At 35.3% G+C, this 22285-nt stretch carries 16 protein-coding genes; all 16 read left to right on the forward strand.

Annotation, left to right across the window (positions count from 1 at the left end; genetic code table 11):
• On the forward strand, positions 1-444 hold a 444-nt coding region (locus K6G87_RS16660; protein ID WP_296839763.1), incomplete at its 5' end, for a hypothetical protein.
• Between the two features lie 13 nt (positions 445-457).
• Positions 458-1018 (forward strand): SH3 domain-containing protein, encoded by a 561-nt coding sequence (locus K6G87_RS16665; protein WP_296839764.1) that lies wholly within the window; start codon positions 458-460, stop codon positions 1016-1018.
• An 8-nt stretch (positions 1019-1026) separates the two neighbouring features.
• Positions 1027-2019: a glycosyltransferase family 2 protein gene (locus K6G87_RS16670; RefSeq protein ID WP_296839766.1), complete on the forward strand. Its 993-nt coding sequence runs from the start codon at positions 1027-1029 to the stop codon at positions 2017-2019.
• A complete protein-coding gene (locus K6G87_RS16675; protein WP_296839767.1) occupies positions 1958-2989 on the forward strand; it encodes a hypothetical protein in 1032 nt (343 codons plus the stop codon). The genes K6G87_RS16670 and K6G87_RS16675 overlap by 62 nt, the downstream gene beginning before the upstream one ends.
• A 12-nt stretch (positions 2990-3001) precedes the next feature.
• Positions 3002-4105 carry a glycosyltransferase gene (locus K6G87_RS16680; protein ID WP_296839770.1) on the forward strand — a complete coding sequence of 368 codons (1104 nt, stop codon included), beginning with the start codon at positions 3002-3004 and terminating at the stop codon, positions 4103-4105.
• A gap of 1024 nt (positions 4106-5129) precedes the next feature.
• Positions 5130-7208 carry an HAD family hydrolase gene (locus K6G87_RS16685; RefSeq protein ID WP_296839772.1) on the forward strand — a complete coding sequence of 693 codons (2079 nt, stop codon included), beginning with the start codon at positions 5130-5132 and terminating at the stop codon, positions 7206-7208.
• Positions 7209-8753, forward strand: a complete 1545-nt coding sequence (locus K6G87_RS16690; protein ID WP_296839775.1) for a hypothetical protein — start codon at positions 7209-7211, stop codon at positions 8751-8753.
• 23 nt (positions 8754-8776) lie between these two features.
• On the forward strand, positions 8777-9553 hold the full coding sequence (locus tag K6G87_RS16695; protein WP_296839776.1) for a 3-deoxy-manno-octulosonate cytidylyltransferase: 777 nt from the start codon (positions 8777-8779) through the stop codon (positions 9551-9553).
• An 18-nt stretch (positions 9554-9571) separates the two neighbouring features.
• Positions 9572-11152 (forward strand): aldolase catalytic domain-containing protein, encoded by a 1581-nt coding sequence (locus tag K6G87_RS16700; protein WP_296839779.1) that lies wholly within the window; start codon positions 9572-9574, stop codon positions 11150-11152.
• Positions 11109-11768, forward strand: coding sequence for an HAD family hydrolase (locus K6G87_RS16705; RefSeq protein ID WP_296839780.1), 660 nt, complete (start codon positions 11109-11111; stop codon positions 11766-11768). Before K6G87_RS16700 ends, K6G87_RS16705 begins: the two co-directional genes overlap by 44 nt.
• A 41-nt stretch (positions 11769-11809) precedes the next feature.
• A complete protein-coding gene (locus K6G87_RS16710) occupies positions 11810-12907 on the forward strand; it encodes an ABC transporter permease (RefSeq protein ID WP_296839781.1) in 1098 nt (365 codons plus the stop codon).
• Entirely contained in the window at positions 12907-13638 is a 732-nt protein-coding gene (locus K6G87_RS16715; RefSeq protein WP_296839783.1) for an ABC transporter ATP-binding protein, read from the forward strand. Before K6G87_RS16710 ends, K6G87_RS16715 begins: the two co-directional genes overlap by 1 nt.
• A gap of 31 nt (positions 13639-13669) precedes the next feature.
• A complete protein-coding gene (locus tag K6G87_RS16720; protein WP_296839784.1) occupies positions 13670-15436 on the forward strand; it encodes a glycosyltransferase family 2 protein in 1767 nt (588 codons plus the stop codon).
• 428 nt (positions 15437-15864) lie between these two features.
• A complete protein-coding gene (locus tag K6G87_RS16725) occupies positions 15865-17778 on the forward strand; it encodes a sensor histidine kinase (protein WP_296839786.1) in 1914 nt (637 codons plus the stop codon).
• Positions 17779-19512, forward strand: coding sequence for an HD domain-containing phosphohydrolase (locus tag K6G87_RS16730; protein ID WP_296839789.1), 1734 nt, complete (start codon positions 17779-17781; stop codon positions 19510-19512).
• Between the two features lie 219 nt (positions 19513-19731).
• A complete protein-coding gene (locus tag K6G87_RS16735) occupies positions 19732-22254 on the forward strand; it encodes a glycoside hydrolase family 3 protein (protein WP_296839790.1) in 2523 nt (840 codons plus the stop codon).
• Positions 22255-22285: the final 31 nt, after the last annotated feature.

Genomic DNA, 22285 nt, shown 5'->3' on the forward strand with positions numbered 1-22285 from the left:
ACAGTACTTACTTTAATAGCATTTGCAGCAGTTGCATTATACAGAAAGGTCAGAATAGAAACCTTTCTCCTAATAGTTCTAATAATGCAGGTACTATTTAGCATAGATGCGTGCAAACATTATATATTCCCTAATCAGTCATATATTTATGGTGACATCATGATTGGTGAGAAGCTATCAGAAATAAGGAAGTCGTATCCTGACAAGAAGATAGTGAATATATATGAAGGCGGAGTAGCCTATATAGAACTTGTACAGTTTGAAGACAAGGAAGCACCAATAGAAGTAGTAAAGTGCGAAGATGAAAAGCTTGATACAGAGCAGGTATTTACTGATGATATTATTCTTATCATGAATTTTAACAGTGAATATGCTGAGGCTGCAGATACATATTATGACGAGAAATGGGCAATAGGACACCTGGCACTTTATTATAATCCATAACATGAGGCGGAAGATGAATAATAAGAAGACATTTGCGGTATCACTGATTGCATCACTGATTATATCACTGATTGCATCAATAATTATGCCCCTTAGTATAATAGGAGCTTTTCTTGGAACTTACAGATTCATATGTTATGCGCAGCAGTCTACTTCAAGGCAGATTCAGATCATGACACTTGATAAAGATGTAAAGGCTTATGCGGAGCCTGATGATACATCAGAAGTTCTTAGAGAGATAGAAGCTGGTACTCCTATAGCTGTTGTGGGTGAAGAAGACGGATATACAGTCATAACCTATCAGGACCATGATGAGTATATAAAGAATGAAGATATATCAGACGAAGCTAAGGCTTCATCTGAGGCGTCTGCAGAAGAGAAGGCAGAACTTTTGGATGAAGAATTCGATCAGTTAAGCAAAGAGGATGAAGCATATATAGAATCACTTGAAAAGCAAAGGATCAAAAGTCGTAATGCAATCATCTGGAAAATAGTAATAGCAGTTCTTGTAGTCCTTTTATTTACAGTTTCGATAATAGCAGGTGTAAAGAATTCTCGTAAAGAGAAGACATGAGGGCGACTATGAAGCTTATCATTCAGATTCCATGCTTTAACGAAGAAGGTACACTTAAAGATACACTTGATGATCTCCCAAGATATATAGAAGGAATTGATCAGATTGAATACCTGATCATAGACGATGGCAGCAGTGATGAGACTATAAATGTTGCCAGAGAGTGGGGAGTTAATTATATAGTTACCTTCACCAAGAATAAAGGACTTGCCAAGGGCTTTATGGCGGGAATAGATGTATGCCTTGAAAATGGCGCAGACATAATAGTAAATACTGATGCTGATAATCAGTACCGCGGAGAAGATATAGAGAAGCTTATTGAACCAATCCTGACTCAACAGGCAGATATAGTAATCGGCGAAAGGCCTATTGCGGAAATATCAGATTTCTCGCCTATTAAGAAGAAACTGCAGCGCCTTGGAAGCTGGGCTGTAAGACAGGCATCTAAAACTGATATTCCCGATGCACCTAGCGGATTCAGAGCCTTTTCAAGAGAAGCTGCCCTTCGCCTTAATGTTGTTAATGATTATACCTATACTCTTGAAACTATAGTCCAGGCTGGAAGAGAGAAAATATCGATTACAAGTGTTCCAATAAGGACTAATCCTGCGGTAAGACCGTCAAGACTTGCTAAGACCATGCTTGGATATGTAAGAACATCAATGCTGACAATACTAAGGGCTTATCTTATATATAAACCGCTTAAAGCATTTATATTCTTGTCACTGTTCCCCGCAGTTCCCGGCATGATCATATGGATCAGATTTATATACTATTTCTTTACTGCCGGAGGAGCAGGACATATTCAATCTCTTATACTCGCTTGTACTCTGATTATAATAGGATTTGTATGCATTATGATCGGAATTCTTGGAGATACTATATGTGCCAACAGGAAGATACTTCAGGACGTTCAGTACCATACGAGGAAACAGTACTATGACGGAGTCAAGATTGCAAAGCCTGATAAAGGGGAAAAATGTCATATATATTACCGTTAAAAATTTAGATTATATAAGGACATCTCAGATTCAAAGACTTCTCGTGGATAATGCCGGAAAATTTACAATTTACTCCTCCGAGAAGAATAATCTATTTTTAAGAACTATTGATATTAAGAGGAAGATAAAGCATATAGATATATCCGGATATGAAGTTGTGATAGCAGGCTTTCTTCCTCAACTTATATGGAATGATATAAAGAAGCTTTTAAAGAATACAAAAATAAAACCGGTAATTATAGCAGAGATGTTCCTGTCCTTATATGACACTATTGTATGTGATAGAAAAGTTGTACTTAAGAATGGGCTTATATCTAAATGGTGCAAGAACAAGGATATAGAAGTTGTATCAGAAGCTGATCTTGTAGTTACTGATACTAAAGCAGATGCAGAGTATTTCTGCAAAGAATTCGCAGGACAATCTAAAAATAAGAAAACAATATTTGAACATTTATACCTTGAAGCAGATAAGGGATATGTACCTGGACTTATTGATACTTCTGATAATACTGTTGTAAGACTTGTTCATAAGAACAGGGTTTTATATTTTGGATCAGGAATTCCGTTACAGGGGACAGGATATGTTGTAGATGCTATGAAGCTATTGGCAGAAGATTACGGATTTGACTGTGTATACATAGGCGGAACTAAAGGGCTTACTTTTAGACAGAAGAAATTCTTGTATAGCAATAGTATTACTTATTATAATCATCTGCCTCAAAAGGATCTTTATAATCAGATATACTTATCTGATATATGTCTTGCAGGACATTTTAACCCTGATATTGATAAAGCTGACAGGACAATCCCTGGTAAAGCCTACATATATGAGCTGTGTGACAAGAAGATAATACTTGGTGATACTAAGGCTAATCACGAGATATTTAATACAGATAGTAAACATGTCTTTGTAAAAAGGGGTAGTAGTAAGGCAATAGTAGAAGCGGTAATTAAAATGAAAAGCCGCTAAATAGAGGTAGATGTGAATAACTATACCAATAATATATGCGTCTCTATCATTCTTCCAATCTATAATGCACAGAAATATCTGACAAGGTGCCTTAGCAGTATCCTGTCTCAGACTATGTCTCAGGATAATATCGAAGTCATTCTTGTTAATGATGGATCCAGCGATTCATCTGTTTCTATATGCAATGAATATGCATATATCTATGACAATATCAGAGTTGTTCATAAAAATAATGGTGGCGCAGCCTCTGCAAGAAATGCAGGACTGCAAATAGCAAAAGGTAAATATGTTGCGTTCGTAGATCCTGACGACTATATAGATTCTGCCTATTGTCAGCTTCCCTATAATGAAGCAATTCGGACTAATGCAGATATAGTAATATTTGATGCTGTCAAAGAATATCAGGAAGATAATGTGAAAGAACAATCTAAGGAATTATGTCATGCTGACTATCCATTTGTAACTGATAATAAAGAGGATATTAAGTCGATGCGTTGTCAGATCCTCTATCCATATATGAATGCAAAGGGTGGTAAGAGTATCTTCTATAAAGATATACCACTTGCCGCTCCCTGGGATAAGCTCTATAAAAGGTCATTCCTTATAAGTAATAATCTTGAGTTCCCGGAAGAACTAGAGGTACTTGATGATATGAGCTTTAACTTCATGGCCTTTGGGAAAGCTACTATAGTCTCATATATTCATATACCACTATATCACTATCAGGTATGGAGTAGTTCTATAACTAACAGCTACAGACCTGACAGGCCGATGCAGGATCAGAAAGTATTCAGGTTTTTGATATCAAAGATAAGTGAAGGGGAAGATGGTTCAAACATATCAACAGATGATATTCTGCTTCAGGCCTATTATGCAAGAGTGATCAAGAGCTTTGCTATATGCTGCAGATTGTGTTTCTATAATAAATCAAATCCTCTTGATAAGAATGATAAAAGACGGATGATACAAAAACTAATGGGACAGGAACCATATTCTATAGCTTTTAAAAATGTAAACATGGCAAAGCTTGAATGGAAGCTTAAGGCTGTGGCAATTGCTGGGAAGATGAAAAGTGAGAGGCTTTTACATGTTCTCAATAAATTGCAGAATGGGTGATCTGCAATAGTCCCCAATTTGAATACTATTATATTGGTAAGTAACCAATGTGGTTACTTTATGATAGAAAGTATCCAATATGGATATATCAGTTGAATATATGATAAAAAACAGTGAGTTCGATTATAAAGAAGAAATTATTTGGAGTTGTCTATAATATTTCTTATACTGACCTCGAACATATATAGATGCATCGGTCAAGAAATACTCATTTATTACTAAAGAAAGTAAATTGTTATTATATGTTCATAATAGAGATTCTTTTAACTTAAGCAAATCCAATATTGGTTCTATATATGGTAAAGACTTGTATGATAAAAAAATGAGGTGGATACATTTTTGAAAATAAGAATAATATAGAAAAATTTATGATTTTATTAATGTTGTAATTGAATTACTCAAATTATTGGCATTTTAGTGTTGAGGGTGTGAGCTACGTGTCATTTGAGATTTTAAATCCATTATATTTATAGTATATATTTTAATTCTTATATATAACGGATAGAATAAGTACCGAAAAAACATGTATAAGCTCTTGGGTAAAAATAGGTTTTTAGATATCGACATAAACGTTAAGTTATATAACATAATACGTATTGTTATAAGTAGTGAAAAGTGAATTAACGATTGAATGAATCTGCGAATGGTATTAAAAATATCAATTAAACTTGAAATGATATTATACATATACTATAATTGGTATAGATATTTACTTTATAAGGATAAATGTGGTGGACTGTTTTATTTGAGAAATGCAGTAATGCTTGTTTTTTATTAAGATAGCAATCTAAGTACAAACAGTATTCTTTGTAATTCATGACATATGATTCGAAATGATTCTATATGTAATTCTCTATAATTTATAAGTTAAAAATGTATGTTGTAAATAATGATAAATGTTAGCTGTGATGTCTTTTGTCTATTACTCATCAGATTCAATAGTTGTATTACTAATAAATGATAATACGTAGTATTTTTACAAATAATTATAGTAGGGCTTTATAAACATTTAAGGGGTTAAGCTATGCATATTTCATTTGCTGGAACTAAACTACATAAAATTTTTGTTGAGAACAATAAATATGTGGAGCGAGAATACGAAAATTATATTCGTGTCAATTCTGCTGATGGAAAGGAAAGAAAACGACTTTTAGAATGGATATTCCTGTTAAGGGTGAACTTGGCGTATTTCATCCTGAATCGTGATTCGAGAAGAGAAGTGCCAATTAAATATACAGGGAAATTACCGTGGCTTGAAAGTGCTGAATCTGAAGCTAATGTTAGGCCAAAAGAAATACACTTTGTAGATAGACTTATACGAAATGATATCATTTCTTTTGATATTTTTGACACGCTTGTATTAAGACCATTTACAAAGCCAACAGACATTTTTTTGATTGTAGGGAATAGATTAGGGTTGCTTGATTTTGCTGAGATTAGGATTGAAGCTGAGAAACAGGCAAGAGAAGAAAAACGTGTAAAAAACGGAAATAATGAAGTTACTATATATGATATTTATAGATATGTGAATTTGAGGACTGGACTTGATGTTGAAAAGGGTGTTCAGACAGAGCTGTCCACAGAATTGGATTTTTGTTTTGCAAATCCCTATATGAAGAATGTATGGAGAATACTGAAGAATCAGGGAAAAAAAATCATTGTTACCTCGGATATGTATCTCCCGCAAAATATGATTGAGCAGATATTAAGTAAGTGTGGGTATACGGGGTATGACAAATTGTATGTATCCTGTGAATATCATTGTAGCAAAAGGGATGGTGGGCTATATCGAAATATAATAAATGATTATGGTAGTGATAAAAAAATAATTCATGTTGGAGATAATTATGAGGTTGATGTAAAAACAGCAAAGAGATACAAACTTGAAGCAGAGTTTTATCAAAGTTGTCATAATCGCGGGAATGTATATAGGGCGGAAAATATGTCGCTTCTTACGGGATCACTATATTCAGGTATTGTGAATACATATTTACATAATGGAAACAAGCAATTTGACCCGTATTATGAATATGGCTTCATTTATGGTGGATTGTATATTGTAGGTTTTTGCAACTGGCTTCATGAAAAGGTCGTAGAAAAAGGTATTGATAAGATACTGTTTTTGGCAAGGGATGGAGCTATTTATCAGAAGGTTTTTAATTTGTTTTTTGATGATATACCTAATGAGTACGTTTTGTGGTCCAGAATAGCCAATACTAAGTATGCTATTGAAAATCAAAGGATGCTTTTTTTGAAGTGCATTACAAAAAGTAAGGGCTTTTCCGTATTGCCTGTTACTTTTGAAGATGTACTAAAGTCTATCTCATTGGATGCGCTTGTAGATAAACTAGATAGCTTCGGAATTAATAAAAATCATGTTTTGACTGAGCATAATTACAAAGAATTTGAAAATTTCCTTATAGATAATTGGGCGATGGTAGAGGACGAGTATAAACCTCAGACAGAATATGCAAGACAATATATAGAAGACATTATCCGGGATTGCGAAAAAGTTGCTGTGGTTGATGTGGGATGGAGAGGTACAGGACCGCTAGGAATTAAGTACTTGGTTGAGGAAAAGTGGAAATTGGGGTGTAAGGTTATTCCACTTATGGCAGGTAGTATGACAGCAGAACCACTAGGCGCTATCAATGAAATAATGAATCATTCCATTGATTCTTATATTTTCTCCAAAACACACAATATTGATTTATTAAAAAATCATTTGTATACAAATAAAAATACAAACTGTATATTTTTTGAGCTGTTCACACAGGCTCAAAGTCCAAGTTTTTCTGGTTGGAGCAATAATGGGGGAATGCAATTTGATATACCGGAAGTGGAGAATTATGAAAAAATTAAGAAGATTCATGAAGGTATATATGATTTTGCAAGGATATATATGAAATTTACTGCCAAAGATAAGTATCTTAGGAATATTAGTGGCTCGGATGCTTATAGACCATTTGCGATGATTATTAAAAAGCTTGATTATATCAAGAAATATTTTAGTGATTTTTCATTTGCACGAGGAATAGCTGGGAAAATAAGTAGCCAGTCTATAGAGACTATTGGAATGATTTTAGAGAAGGTGAATTTATAAATGGAATCCAGTAACCTGTTTTGTGTTGTGTCGACATACCATGTGTTGTTTGCTATAGAGTACAAGCAAAAATACCATCAAAATGATTATTCGGTTCTAATGGTTCCGAATACGATTTTTACGCCGTTACCACAAATAACAAAGTTAAAGAGAATATTTGATGATGTGATAATTTACCCGTATTTTTTTCCAAAGGAAGTGCTAAAAGAAGTAAAAGAAGAAAGTGCGAAGTATTTTGATGAATTATTTATGACTAATAGTATTAATATTAAAGATTTTAATACTATATATGCTTGTAATCCTACGGAGTATTTTGGTCTGTTTCTGTCATCAAATAATATACCATTTGTCTTTATTGAAGATGCTGCAGGAGTCTTGAGCAATCAGGATACGCTAAAGCATATACATGAGAAACAAAATTCTTTAAGAAAAGAATTATGCAATGAATATGGTTTATATGATGCATCATGTTCGTGTGTCACTAGAAAAATAGGTAATAAGGATGCTCAAACTAATAAAGATATTGAGATGGAGCATTTTGATGTAGCTAAAGAGTATGAAGGATTGCCTGAAGATATTAAGAGCTTGGTAAGAGAGGTTTTTTGCGTCCCAGATAGTATTGAAGCATCTGGTGAGGTTTTGTTTTTGACAGAACACTTTGCAAACTTGAATTTGATGAGCCTTGATGAGCAGATTCTTATATATCAAACTGTATTTGATTATTTCTTTCAGGATAAGCAAATAACATTAAAACCTCATCCAAATGATTTGTTATTTTATGAGGAATTATTTCCGAATTTTGACATAATCCATGAAAAATTTCCATCAGAGTTACTTCCTAATGTGTTTAAGAGAAAGCCTGAGATAGTGGGAACTATTACTTCGACAGGCATAAATAATATAAAAACCGCTTTTCAGCAATGCTTTTATGCTGGATATGAATTTAGAAGTAATTATATGTTCATTGACAGGTATTATGTGATATTGAAGATATTATTACGTATTACTAATATGGATCGTTTAAAGCTTGTGGGAGTAGACAGCCAAATGATTGATATGTTTCTAAAATTCTCTGATGTAGATGAAACTGTAGCAAATGGTCCTAATGTAACTATCGTGGATTTTCTTAACAATGAGACTGACGCGTTTGATAGCATAATTGAGTTGGTCAAAAACGCATCCGACGATGAAGTAATAGCCTTTGTGAATAGTAGAGAAGACTTTGCTTTTTATGATTATGACCGTAAGTACGATTGGAACTATATAATTCCGGTGGGTATAGAAAAAAAGCAGACACGAGAACAAGATTTTTATTCTGATACGGATGAAAGTGATGTGTATTTTTATACCAGATCAAAGAGTGCTAGAAAAATAATAGAGGAATTCGCTATGGAAAAAGATTTGAAGTATACAGGAATGGAAATTAGCGTTGAACAGAAAAATGAATATGAAACTAGAATAAAAACATTAGAAGGAATTTTAGAGGCAACAGAAAAACGATTGCTCTACTATATTGAAAAAGATAAAGAAAAGAATAAACAGTGATTTTTGTATATGTGGAGGTAGCCGTGAAAATTATAGGTGTAATACCGGCAAGATATGCATCAACAAGATTCCCAGGGAAACCATTAGCAGATATATGTGGTAAGCCAATGATATGGTGGGTTTATCAGAAAATTAAGCATATAAATGAGTTTTCAGATGTATTTTGTGCGATAGATGATGATAGAATCCAACAAATTTGTGAAGAAAATCAGATTAAATGTATTCGTACGAGGGATAATCACCCGAATCATATATCACGTATTCAAGAGGTGTCAGAAAAAATAGAGGCAGACTATTATGTCTGCGTAAATGGAGACGAACCTTTAATTACAAGAGACTGTATTATTCCGGTTTTGCCTGATTATATATATCAAAAACCATTTTTTGGTGGAGCTATGAGAACACTTAGTAGCCCAGCAGAAACAATTGACCCGGCCAATATCAAGATTGTTGTATCTGAATCTGGAAAATGCTTGTATATGTCTAGAACTCCAGTCCCTTATCCTAAAGGAACATTGAAAGTTTCATACAAAAAATATGTCGGGGTTGAATGTTTTAATAAACAAGCTTTGAATTTTTTTGTTGATACGCCGATGGGAACAATTGAAAAAACAGAAGATATCGATCATCTAAGGTTTCTTGAATATGGGGTTGATATGCATTTTTCGTTAGTAGAGTCCGATTCAATATCCGTGGACACAGTCAAGGATCTTGAATTTGTGCGAGAAAAAATGGAAGAAAGGATAAAAGACAAAAATAGTATAGAATGTAAAATTTTGAAGGAAAATCATAGTTTATAAAGCATATGGAGATATGGAATGAGTATAAACAGAGTTAAGGTCTTGGATTGTACCTTGAGAGATGGCGGGTATATTAACAACTGGCTGTTTGGGTATGACACTATAAGCTCTATAATTGAGGGCTTGATAGAGGCTCACATTGATATTATAGAATGTGGGTTTATTCGTAATGTAAGTAGAGACAACGATTCATCTGTTTTCTCCAATATGGGCCAATTATCGGAGATGATAACTCCGAAAAATAAGGACGTGTTATATGCTGTTATGATAGAACAACATAATTACGTTGCTGAGCTGATATCTCCTTGTGATGATAATACTGCAGATATAATCAGGCTTACTTTTAGGCGCAATGAATGGGAAGAGGCGAAAATTACTGCTAGAGAACTCATTGCTAAGGGCTATAAAGTTTGTATACAGCCGGTTGGTACAGCATCCTATGATGATCCATCGCTGATAAAGCTTTTGCAAGATGTTAATGAACTAAAGCCTTATGCATTTTATCTTGTAGATACATTAGGAGTTATGTATAGGCATGAGATGAGGCGCTTTTTCTATTTGATTGATAATAACCTTTCAAAGAGTATCATTTTAGGATTTCATTCTCATAATAATCTACAGATGTCGTTTGCTAATGCGCAGGAAATGATGAGATTAAATAGAGATAGAAATTTGATTATCGATTCTTCGTGTTATGGAATGGGCAGGGGAGTAGGTAATTTAGCAACTGAATTACTTACAGATTACCTAAATAATAGTAATGAACAGAAATACTCTTTGACGCCGCTTATCAATATTGTGGATAAATATTTAATGCCAATTTATTCCCACACGAGATGGGGATATGATCTTCCATACTTTCTTTCTGCTATTTTTAAATGCCATCCTAATTATGCAGCTCATTTGCTTAGGAAAGAAACACTTGGCATAGAAAAGATTGAAAAATTACTAAGTTTAATTCCAGAAGATAAAAGAAATGAATATAAAGCGGAATTGATTGAAAAGCTATATTTGGAGCTTCAATCTTTTACTATTGATGATTCTGATGCATATGAATGCTTACAGAAAAAGGTAGAGGCTAAAGAAATTGTAATTATGGCTCCAGGTACAAGTGTACAAACATACAAAGACATTATTGATGAGAAAAATGCTGATGGAATGATGATTTCTGTGAACTTTATTCCAGATAACTATAATGTTGGAGCTGTTTTTATATCCAATGATAAGAGAGTAGGTTCTATTTGCGATAATAATACTACTCAGATATTGGCTACGTCCAACCTTAAAAATAGCCTCAGTAATGCGTTATTCTTTGATTATTCATCGCTTCTCGGAGAAGGGGAAGCTTCTGATAACGCAGGTGCAATGCTGATAAGAATTCTTAAGAAGTGTAAGGTTAACAAGCTGTTATTGGCTGGTTTTGATGGGTTTGATGTTGACGCATCAACAAATTACACTGTTGATGCCTTTAAGACTGCACTTGATTATGATACAGCACAAAGGAAAAATGAAGAGATATCCAAGCAACTATCAATGGCGTTAGAAGGTATTAATTATGAAGTCATTACCCCTACGAAATATAAGATTGGTAATATTTGATTTCGATGGAACTATAGCTGATACTTCAGAGGGAATCTTGGATTCGCACAAATATACGTTTATGAGCACAGAACACGTAGCGCCATCAGATGAAAAACTAAGGAGTGTCATTGGGGGTAATCTTCTAAAAATTTATGTAGAAAAGTTTGGCTTTGATACTGATTCTGCTAAAAATGCTGTGAAGATATACAGGGAAAGATATAAAGAAGTTGGTATACATATGGCAACTTTGTATCCTGGGATAGAGGCGTTACTATCATGTTTGAGGCAAAAAGGTATAAAGACAGCAGTAGCTACTCTTAAGGCAGATGCTTTTGTTAAACAAATGATCGATGAGTTGGGAATAAACCAATATTTTGATTGTGTATATGGAATGAATAGTGACGATACATTTGAAAAGGCCGAACTTATCACAAAGTGTATGTCTTTTCTGACATGTAATCATACTGAAACATTGTTCATTGGCGATAGCGTTAATGATTATGTTGGTGCTAAAAAAGCAGAAGTGGAATTTGTAGGCGTTACGTATGGTTTTGGCTTTGTTAAGGGAGAACCACATGAATTTATTACAATAGATAATCCTAAAATAATACTTAATATAATATCAAATGAATAAATCACATGGCGTATTAGTAGAATGTTTTTGGGAGAAAAGTAATGTTGACAATATTAACTATAGCGATGTTCATAGTACCAGGACTTTTTTCAACAGTTATACATGATTATTTGCGTCATGGAGAGACTGGAAGTAAGAAGAAGGTTATTCTTTTTGTGGCATATATGTGCATTATCAATGCTATATCTTTTTCTTTGTCATATTTACGTGGTGTTAAGGGCTTTAGATTTAGTGATATGACATTGTCCTACAGGCTTAAGTACATATCACTTGGTATGGTACTTGGATTTGTAGTTCCGTTCATAGTATGCCTATTAACAGAGGACGTAATAACTATAGGTGGATTTATCAGGTATGGTAAGAAAACTTGTAGAGATCTTTGCAAGTACATGGCATATGCCATATGGTCAGCCAAGGCATCACTTGGAGCAGAAGTTGCAAGTTCATTCCTCAATTGGCTTTGGTGGCTTATAGAACCTTTTTGTATGATGTTAATATATACTGTAATCTTTGGATATGTATTTAAAGCTAAGGAAGATTTTTTTCCTATTTTTATATTTACAGGTATTACCATGTGGGGCTTCTTTTCTAGGAGTATAAATGGAAGTGTTGATACTGTAAGAAACGGTAAAGATATTATTACTAAGGTTTATATGCCTAAGTATATACTTCTTTTATCCAAAATGTTTGTTAATGGTTTTAAAATGCTAGTGTCATTTGGGGTAATTGCTATCATGATGATAGTATTTAGAGTTCCACTTAGTATAAATATTATTTTTGCTCCTATAATACTTTTGGTATTTTTTATTTTTACTTTTGGAATTGGTAGTATTATGATGCACTACGGTGTATATGTCAATGATCTTGGCTATATAACTGGAATTGTGCTTCAAATGCTTATGTATCTTTCAGGAGTATTCTACTCAATATCAAAGAGATTTCCTGAACCCTTTGGAGAAATCGTAGAGAGTTTTAATCCTGTTGCACTTTTTATGTCAAGTATGAGGGATGCTATTCTTTATGGTCAGATGCCGCCTATGGGTCTAATTGGAATATGGGCCCTTATATCGCTTATATTGGCTGCTCTTGGAATATTTACAGTTTATAGTAATGAGAATTCATATGTGAAGGTGATCTGATGGCTAAGGAATTTGCTGTTGAAGTAAATGATGTAAGTATCAGTTATCGTATTTTGAATAACATATCTATAAGGAGCTCTCTTTTTCACAAGAAAACCAGAGATGAAGTCTTTGAGGCTGTTAAAGGTGTTTCTTTCACTGTTGAGAAAGGCGGAATCCTTGGCATCATTGGCAAGAATGGAAGTGGGAAGTCAACACTTCTTAGGTCTATTGCTGGTGTATTTTCTCCAAATTCTGGAACGATAGATTTACATGGGCATTCAGTGTCACTTATGGCTCTTGGTGTGGGTTTTAAACCTCTTCTAACAGGAAGAGCTAATATCATGCTTTCAGGGCTTCTTCTTGGATTTAAGGAGAAAGAAATAGAAGAGCGCATGGATGAGATTATTGAGTTTGCTGAGCTCGGAGACTTTATAGATAGACCAGTAAGGACTTATTCAAGTGGTATGCATTCTAAGCTTGCTTTTGCAATTACGGCTATGCTTGAGACAGATATCATGCTTGTTGATGAAGTATTATCTGTAGGAGATGAGCGCTTTAAAAAGAAGAGTCTTGCTAAGATGAAAGAGCTTATCATGGATGATGATAGGACCGTTATAATTGTTTCTCATAGTATCGAGACTTTACAGGAACTGTGTGACAAGGTTATGTGGATGCATGATGGAGAGATTAAGGAGATTGGTGATCCTACAGAGGTGCTTGACCATTATGCTGAGTTTATGAGTACTTAATCGAGCTTAGCACCATGTATCAGGAGTTTTTATGATTCTTCAATCGTTACTATTCCCTGATAATAACATATGTAGTGAAGAGGCTCTCTATTTTCACAGAAAAGAGGGCTTTATTTGTGTGGATGGGTATTTTAATCTTTTTTATCTGGAGAAGCATCACAAGTATTGCAGAATCAATTCTCTGACGCTGGAACTTGAAATTCATGGAATTAAGTCAATTACTGTGATGCATGATAGAGAAGAAGTATTGAAAGTTGAAGCTTTGGATACTGGAAGACTTTCTATTTCGCTTCCATATGATAAGTATGATACAGGAGTATTATGGTTCAAGGCTGAACTCGATGATAAGATTTCCCAAAGCGATATGAATAGGACTGATGATAGTTGGAGTATTAAAGGGTATTTTGAAGGTTATTCAGAATGTATAAATCCTGTTGAGCTTGCTGTAAACATTTGTACTTATAAAAGAGAAGCTTATGTTACAAGAAATATGAAGTCGCTTGCAGTATTTATGGGAACTAGAGCTATCAATGGAAAGCTTCCCGAAGCATCCAGGCATATGCATGTTTTTATAGTTGATAATGGGAAGAGTCTTAATAATTATGATGAGTTTGATAAGCTCATTCATATCATGGATGATGATAAGAACAGGCTTATAAATATCATACCTAACGCCAACACAGGTGGTACTGGTGGTTTTAGTCGTGGAATGCAAGAGGCTATTAATAGAAGAGAAGAGCTCGGCATTACCCATCTTCTTATGATGGATGATGATGCGGTATTTGATCCAGACCTTTTTGTAAGGCTCTATGGTTTTCTTTCTACGCTTCGTGAAGAGTATAGAGATATTACTGTTGGCGGAGCACTTATGAGAGAGGATTATCCTTATATTCAGCATGCTGCAGGTGAGTGGTTTACTGATTATAAGGTTATTAATAATCATCCCATTGTAGATATGAGAGATTTTGATAACTGCACAGCAGACTGGATGACTGGAACAGGTTCTGAGCATGATATGTACGGAGCCTGGTGGTGCTGCTGTTACAATATGGATGCAATTAATAAAGAGAATATGCCTCTTCCGATATTCGTACATCATGATGATATTCAGTTTGGGATGAAGCAGGTTGATAGAGGGATAGTATTCCTTAATGGTATATGTGTATGGCATCAGGGTTTTGAACTGGTATATCCCGGAGTTAAGCAGTACTACAATATGCGCAATACGCTTATCACTATGGATATGTTTGAAAGAAAGAGGCTGGACAAGACTTATAGGCTTTGGGCTATACGAAGATATATTGGACTTCTTATTAGTTATAGATATGCTGATTGCGAATTTGTATACAGAGGATTTAAGGATTTTCAAAAAGGCAGAGACTGGCTTCTTGCAAGTGATCCTGAGTCTATTCACAAGGAGCTTATGGAGACTTATCGCAATAAGTGTGGTATGAGGCCTATAGAAGATATTGGACTATCTTCTGAAGAATATGCTTATGTTAAGAGTCAGATACGAAATGACTTTAGTGAGAGTGATCTAAGAGAGTACTATACGCCTGATAGGTTCAGGGGACCTGTTAGTAAGAAGATTACTATTAATGGATGGTTCTTACCATCAAAGAAGGGCATAAAGGTTATTACTCCACTTGACTCTCCATGGGATGTATATAGATATAAGAAAATTCTCCTATATGAACCTGCTACAGGTAAGGGAGCTGTTATGAAGCGTTCTATGAAAGAATTATGTCTTGGCTTTATCAGAATAGTAGATATGCTTGTATCTAAGAGAGTGAGGTAGGTATATCTCCGTATTTATAAAAGTAGCGTATGCTTTGCAGATTTGAAATTGCTGGCAGATGATAAATGGTTTTCGAGTTCTTTAAAAATGTATTTGAATTCAAGAGCATGATATCTGTACTTTTTTATTCTGTTTGGGATCCACATGTTTGAGCGAAGCGAGTTTGGATCCCGGAATATAAAAGTACAGATATTATGCCTTGAATTAATACATTTTTAAGATGAGAAAAACCATTTATCATCTGCCAGTAATTCAAATCACAAAGGTAAAAAAAGTTTCCAAAATAGCGAAAAAATACGAAAAAGCAATAATTACTTGTTTGCGATATAATTATCCATTATTATAAGATAGTATTATCATAGCGATAAGCTCTCCGAAAATTGCGGAGAGCTTGTTGTGGGTATAAGTGTTTTTAGTAGGGGAGATAGATGAATTCTGAATTCAAGAAGAAGATGCACACGGCCCTTTTAGCAATTTTTTTGTTACTGGTTATGTGCATTATTATACAGTACTTTAGCATATCAACTTTTAATTCAACATTACATACTTATAGCAGCGTTGATGCAGACTCACTTGATGATGTGTCGGCTAAGACTTCCATGGATATTCACTACAGGGGGAGTAATACATCCAGCTGGATCAAGAGAGATCTTGATATATATGGAATTATTTCAGATGCCCGCGTATTTAATGGAACTACAAGTTCTATCAGTTCATGGACACTTAGAGTCAATATAAAGGGACCCTGCTATCTTAATCAGTTCTGGAATGGTGATGTTGAGATTCATCAGAATGTAGGCAAGGATAATGAGGTAGTGCAGACCATCAATCTTGCCAATTATGATGAAGAAGATATAAAGCTTGAGTTTATGAAGGATGAGTCAGATCTTCTGATTCCGCTTGATGAAGGTGATTACATTGTATATTATCCTGAGGAAAGTATGCGTGAGATGCCTATCAAGCCGGGAGATGAGACTGTTGTAGGATTTATCGTTTACTATGAAGACAGCGTAGATCTTTCAGATTATACTTTCTATTATTATTTCCACAAAAATTATTATGAAGGTCCTATATCCCTTGTTATAGGTCTTTTGCTTGTATGGGAATTTTTTGCACTTGGTATGTATTTTACTGCAGCTTATGTTTATAAAAGGGCAGATAGGGAGATGGAGCTTCGTAAGTCCGGTCTTTCCAGCATGTCAGGTCTTTATACTATCATTTATATAGTTGATATAGTCGAAGACAGGATAATACCTGTCAGCTTCCCTGAAGGTCTTGATAAGGATCGCCCTAAAAATCTTGGTGCCAATGAGCAGTTCAAGAACTTGTACAGATATTATGCTGCAGAGTCATATGTTGAGCCTTTGCTTGAATTTGGTGACCTTACAACTCTTCCTGAGAGAATGAAGAATAGGAATAGTATATCAATTGAATATATAAGCAAGAGATTTGGATGGAGCAGGATCCGTCTTATTGATATGGATGCAGGTTCAGGAAGACCGGTTGAGAAAGTTTTATTTACAATCGAACAGATCAATGATGAAAAGAAAGAAATAGATAAGATCCTTAGCCAGGTTGAAAGAGCAGAATCAGAAAGTAAGATCAAGAGTGCATTTCTTGCAAGTATATCAAGGGAGATCAAAACTCCTATTAATGTAATGATCAAACTCACAGATCTTATATTAAATCGGACTGATGATAAGAATATTGAATCTTATGCAAAGTCTGTTATAAGTTCCGGAAAGGTGCTTATGGCAGAAGTTGACAGTGTTATAGATTATTCTAATCTAGAGGTTGGAGAGCTTGTGCTTAAGCCGGATGATTATTCATTAAGAGAGTTTCTTGATGAGATATATGAGCTTATTGCGCCAAGGGTCAAATATACAGGAATTGATTACCAGACAGATATCACAGAGACAATTCCTGATAAGCTACATGGAGACTATGTAAGACTCAGACAGGTTCTTATTAATCTTATAATGTATACGATAAGCCGTAATAGAAATGGCGGAATCCGACTTGGAATATATGGAAAGATTGTTGGTGATTCCAAGGTTCATCTTCTTATAACAGTTAAGGAAGTAGAATCAAGCACTGAGCCGGACGAGAAGATCAAATATTACCATAAGTATATGGAGGCGGACAATAACTACCATAGAGAAAGAGAAAGCGGTATAAGCATGGACCTTATAGAGGGACTTTTGGATGCAATGGGGTCCAGCCTTAGTATTACTGACACCTATGGTAATGGCAATGACTTCTACTTTGAAATAGATCAGGATATAGTTGATAGAAATCCGATTGGGGAATATGTCCCCAGAGAAAGTGAGATAATCTGGTAAATGATTACTTCTTATTTTGGTTTACTTCTGATTATTTCTGTGCTTGTTATTATTTATATGGCTCAGAAAAACTATGAGAATATTGATATATATTACTGGACACTTGTTATCCTTGTTCCGGTAGTAATACTTGGATACTGGCTTAAGACAAGGGTTACTACTGTAGAGGGAGCTAAGCTGTGCTTTTGTTTTATATATTTGGACAGTACAGTTCTACTTACAGCAGTTATCTTTAACATAATGCGTTTTGTGGGTTTATCCATAAGATCGTGGATGAAGATCATAGCCTATTTCGCAGCTTTCCTTCATATGTTCATCATATGGCTATGTTTTGACAATGACTTGTATTATAAGAGCATGACTCTTGTAGATACAGGCATGGGTACGGCGACCAAGATGATAAGCGGACCTCTAATGGCGATTCACTGGATATATCTTACGATTGTACTTGGAATAATGCTTGCACTTATGATCGTAGCATTTGTCAAAAAAGGTACTTATTCACGTAGAACTCTTGCTTTATATTCAATTCTGACTGGACTTGGAATATTTGTATATGTCATAGAGAAACTCATGGATGTTGACTTTTCCAATCTTCCGGCACTTTATGCAACTGCGGATGTTCTTATTGCTCTTAACTATGATCATGCTCATACTCATGACATAGCCTGCCTTATATCTGAGCAGCAGAAATATCATGGAACTAAAGGATATGTTGCATTTGACCTTGATAAGAACTTCCTTAGCTGCAATACCAAGATATATGACTTTATTCCGGAATTAAGGACTCAAATAGTTGATGAGATGCTTCCTGCAGAAAGCGAGCTAAGATCAATCTTCTACAGTCTTATAGATGATTACAGAAGAGACATTAAGAATGTCAAAAAATTCAATCGTGGTGATATGATCTGCCAGTGTGAGATTTCAGAATTCTCTATAAGAAAAGATGGCAAGATCCAGGGATATCTTTTTGATATTGACGATGTTACTGAAGAAGAGAAGATTCTTCAGGTTATGAAAGACTATAATAGTACCCTTAACAAGGAAGTTGACCAGAAGACTGAGAATATCAAGAATATTCAGGAAAAAGTTGTTCTTGGCCTTGCGAACATGGTCGAGAACAGAGATAACAATACAGGCGGTCATGTAAAGCGTACCAGTGATCTTATAAAGATAGTCGTTAATGAAGCCAAAAAGCAGGGAGTTTATAACATATCCGAGCAGTATGCTGAGGATATAGTAAGAGCGGCTCCTATGCATGATATAGGCAAGATCACTATTGAGAATTCTATCCTTTGTAAGCCGGGAGATCTGACTAAGGAAGAATTCGATATAATGAAGACTCATTCGGTTAAGAGTGGCGAATTTGTTAATCTCATTTTGAAGGGCGTTGAAGAAAAGCATTTTGTAGATGTAGCTTATAATGTTGCAAGATATCATCATGAAAGATGGGACGGAAGAGGATACCCGGAAGGTCTTGTAGGAGAGATGATACCTTTAGAAGCAAGGCTTATGGCTATTGCAGATGTCTACGATGCACTTGTAAGTCAGCGCTATTACAAAAAGGCTATCAAATATGAAGAAGCTGCCAAGATCATGATAGATGGTATGGGCAGTCAGTTTGATCCTAATATGCTTAGTGTTTTCATGGGATGCAGACAAGAGCTTGAAGATTATTATATGCATATCCAGGAAGAGGAAAAGGCTGATGATGAAAAGCTTCTTATAAGCTGATGTATTGGCTTTTAATTAAATAAAAACTGTATTAAACAGACATGTATTGGCTATCTGGCTTTACATGTCTGTTTTATTTTTGGCTTGTCAGTTTTAATTTTTTGAATTTCACCTCTTTTATTTATGAATCTTATATGAGATAATCTATATATCGAATACGGGACACGTGTTCCGTTATAACAAAGCAAAAATCTATATAATGCAGGAGGTTACTAGCATATGGGAAAGTTTTATGCACTTACTTCTGATGAAGTGACAGTTCTGGAGAAGGAGAATCAGGCACTTGTCAGATCATTGGCCGGAGAATGTATGGTCGTACTTGAAAATGATGGCGCTCTTCCTCTTAAGAAAGAGGAAAGAACAATCGCTTTATATGGAAGCGGTGCCAGAAATACCGTAAAGGGTGGTACGGGTTCAGGCGATGTTAACTCAAGGGAAGTTATCAATATCTATGAAGGACTTAAGACAGCAGGATTTAAGATATTATCTGATGACTGGCTTGATAAGTATGATAAAAAGCTTGAGGATGCGCAAAAGGAATATATGGCTGAGATCAATAAGAAGGCACAAGAACAGCATGTTCCTCCTATTATGGTCATGTTCTCCAATCCTTTTACAGGTCCTTCTGAAGATCTTATAACAGAGGTAAAGAATGCTGATACTGCAATTTATGTTATCAGTCGTAATTCTGGCGAAGGTGCTGACAGATTTAATGTCAAAAAGGACTATGAACTTGATGATGCTGAGGTTTCTAATATAAAGTTCCTTGCACAAAACTACAAAAAGACTATCGTTCTTTTAAATACAGGCGCAGTTATTGATACAAAGCCTCTTAGAAATACTGAAGGTATAAATGCTGTAATGATAGTAGGTCAGATGGGTAATATTGGAGGACATATAGTTGCTGATGTTCTTACAGGTAAGTCAGTTCCTTCAGGTAAGCTTACTGATACCTGGGCTGAAAATTATAGTGATTATCCATCATCCGAGACTTTTAGCCATAACAATGGAAATATTGATGACGAATATTATACAGAAGGTATATATGTTGGTTACAGATATTTTGATACTTTTGGTATTAAGCCTGCTTATCCATTTGGATATGGTAAGGGTTATACAGACTTTTCATGCGAAGTTGAAAATGTAATTGCTGATGAGAATAAGGTATACGTATCTGTAGCAGTTACCAATACCGGTAAAGAATTTGCAGGACGTGAAGTTGTGCAGGTTTATGTGACAGCCCCTGAAGGAAGTATAGAAAAGCCTTTAAAGGAACTTAGAGGATTTGCAAAGACAAGTCTTCTTGGACCTTCACAAAAAGAGACAGTTACAATCTCTTTTGACACTAAGAGCATGGCTTCATATGATACAGCTAAAGCTTCCTATGTACTTGAAAAAGGCGAATATATAGTAAGAGTAGGTAATAATTGTGAGAATACTACACTAGCTGCAGTTCTTGTGCTTGATGAGGATGTAACTACAATTAAATGCCGTAACCTCTTTAAGATGGATGAAGCTGTAGAAGAGATACATGCTCCTAAGAGAGCTCTGGAGGATGTAAGTTCTCTTAAACATATAGAGCTCAATAGTTCTAAATTTGTAACTACTACAATAGAGTATCAGACAGATCGTCCTGTTCTTGTGGATAATCGTAAAGACCAAAAGCTTACAATGGACGATGTAAAAAATGGTAAAGCAACCCTTGATGAACTTATAGCGCAGCTGTCCTTGGAAGAAATGGCAGGTCTTTGTGTTGGACTTTATGATAAGAGTTCAACTAATGTAGTAGGTTCTGCTTCAGGTTCAGTGGTAGGTGCTGCCGGAGAGACAATAGGCATTCCTGACAGGAAGATCATTCCTACAATTAATGCTGACGGCCCTGCAGGTCTTAGACTCCAGCCTCACTTTAAAGCTACTAAAGATGATGTAGTTCTTCCTGGCGGAGAGGTATTTGGTATGTCCAGGAATCCTTTCCCTGAGGATACACCTTCAGATGCAATTGATTATTATCAGTACTGTACAGCTATTCCGATCGCATCTACTCTAGCTCAGTCTTGGGATATGGATCTTATAGAGAAGATGGGCCGTGCAGTAGGTAAGGAAATGAAGCAGTTCCATGTTCATCTGTGGCTTGCACCTGGTATGAACATTCACAGAAACCCTCTTTGCGGACGTAACTTTGAATACTATTCTGAGGATCCTTTTGTTTCAGGTATGTGCGCAGCAGCAGATACAAGGGGTGTTCAGAGTTTTGCAGGACAGGGAACTACAATTAAACACTTTGCAGCTAACTCACAGGAAGATAATCGTATGTACAATAATGCTCATATTTCAGAGAGAGCTATGCGTGAGATATATCTGCGCGGCTTTGAGATAGCGGTTAAGACATCTCAGCCTCTTTCACTTATGACATCCTACAACCTTATAAATGGTATACATTCTGCCAATAATAAGGACCTTCTCCAGGGAGCACTTCGTGATGAATGGGGATTCAAAGGATTTGTAATGACTGACTGGTTCTCAAGCCAGGATGCACAGTCTATGGGATTTGCACCTGCAAATGTTAAGTATCCAAGTGCATCCAGTCCTGATTGTATAGCAGCTGGTAATGATGTTCAGATGCCCGGATCTAAAGGCAATGTTGACGATATTATAAGCGGTGTTAATGAAGGAAAGATCACACTTGGTGATGTTCAGTTCTGTGTTAGAAATATCCTTGGTGTTGTAGCTTTGTGTGACTGATAAGGGCTGTGATTTGTAGTTATTAAGAATT

Source organism: Butyrivibrio sp. (assembly GCF_024699075.1).

Excerpts from the sequence above, each read along its gene's own strand:
- K6G87_RS16665 (WP_296839764.1), top strand. The coding sequence starts at position 458 with ATGAATAATAAGAAGACATTTGCGGTATCACTGATTGCATCACTGATT.
- K6G87_RS16670 (WP_296839766.1), top strand. The coding sequence starts at position 1,027 with ATGAAGCTTATCATTCAGATTCCATGCTTTAACGAAGAAGGTACACTT.
- K6G87_RS16675 (WP_296839767.1), top strand. The coding sequence starts at position 1,958 with ATGACGGAGTCAAGATTGCAAAGCCTGATAAAGGGGAAAAATGTCATA.
- K6G87_RS16685 (WP_296839772.1), top strand. The coding sequence starts at position 5,130 with ATGCATATTTCATTTGCTGGAACTAAACTACATAAAATTTTTGTTGAG.
- K6G87_RS16690 (WP_296839775.1), top strand. The coding sequence starts at position 7,209 with ATGGAATCCAGTAACCTGTTTTGTGTTGTGTCGACATACCATGTGTTG.
- K6G87_RS16700 (WP_296839779.1), top strand. The coding sequence starts at position 9,572 with ATGAGTATAAACAGAGTTAAGGTCTTGGATTGTACCTTGAGAGATGGC.
- K6G87_RS16705 (WP_296839780.1), top strand. The coding sequence starts at position 11,109 with ATGAAGTCATTACCCCTACGAAATATAAGATTGGTAATATTTGATTTC.
- K6G87_RS16710 (WP_296839781.1), top strand. The coding sequence starts at position 11,810 with ATGTTGACAATATTAACTATAGCGATGTTCATAGTACCAGGACTTTTT.
- K6G87_RS16715 (WP_296839783.1), top strand. The coding sequence starts at position 12,907 with ATGGCTAAGGAATTTGCTGTTGAAGTAAATGATGTAAGTATCAGTTAT.
- K6G87_RS16720 (WP_296839784.1), top strand. The coding sequence starts at position 13,670 with ATGATTCTTCAATCGTTACTATTCCCTGATAATAACATATGTAGTGAA.
- K6G87_RS16725 (WP_296839786.1), top strand. The coding sequence starts at position 15,865 with ATGAATTCTGAATTCAAGAAGAAGATGCACACGGCCCTTTTAGCAATT.
- K6G87_RS16730 (WP_296839789.1), top strand. The coding sequence starts at position 17,779 with ATGATTACTTCTTATTTTGGTTTACTTCTGATTATTTCTGTGCTTGTT.
- K6G87_RS16735 (WP_296839790.1), top strand. The coding sequence starts at position 19,732 with ATGGGAAAGTTTTATGCACTTACTTCTGATGAAGTGACAGTTCTGGAG.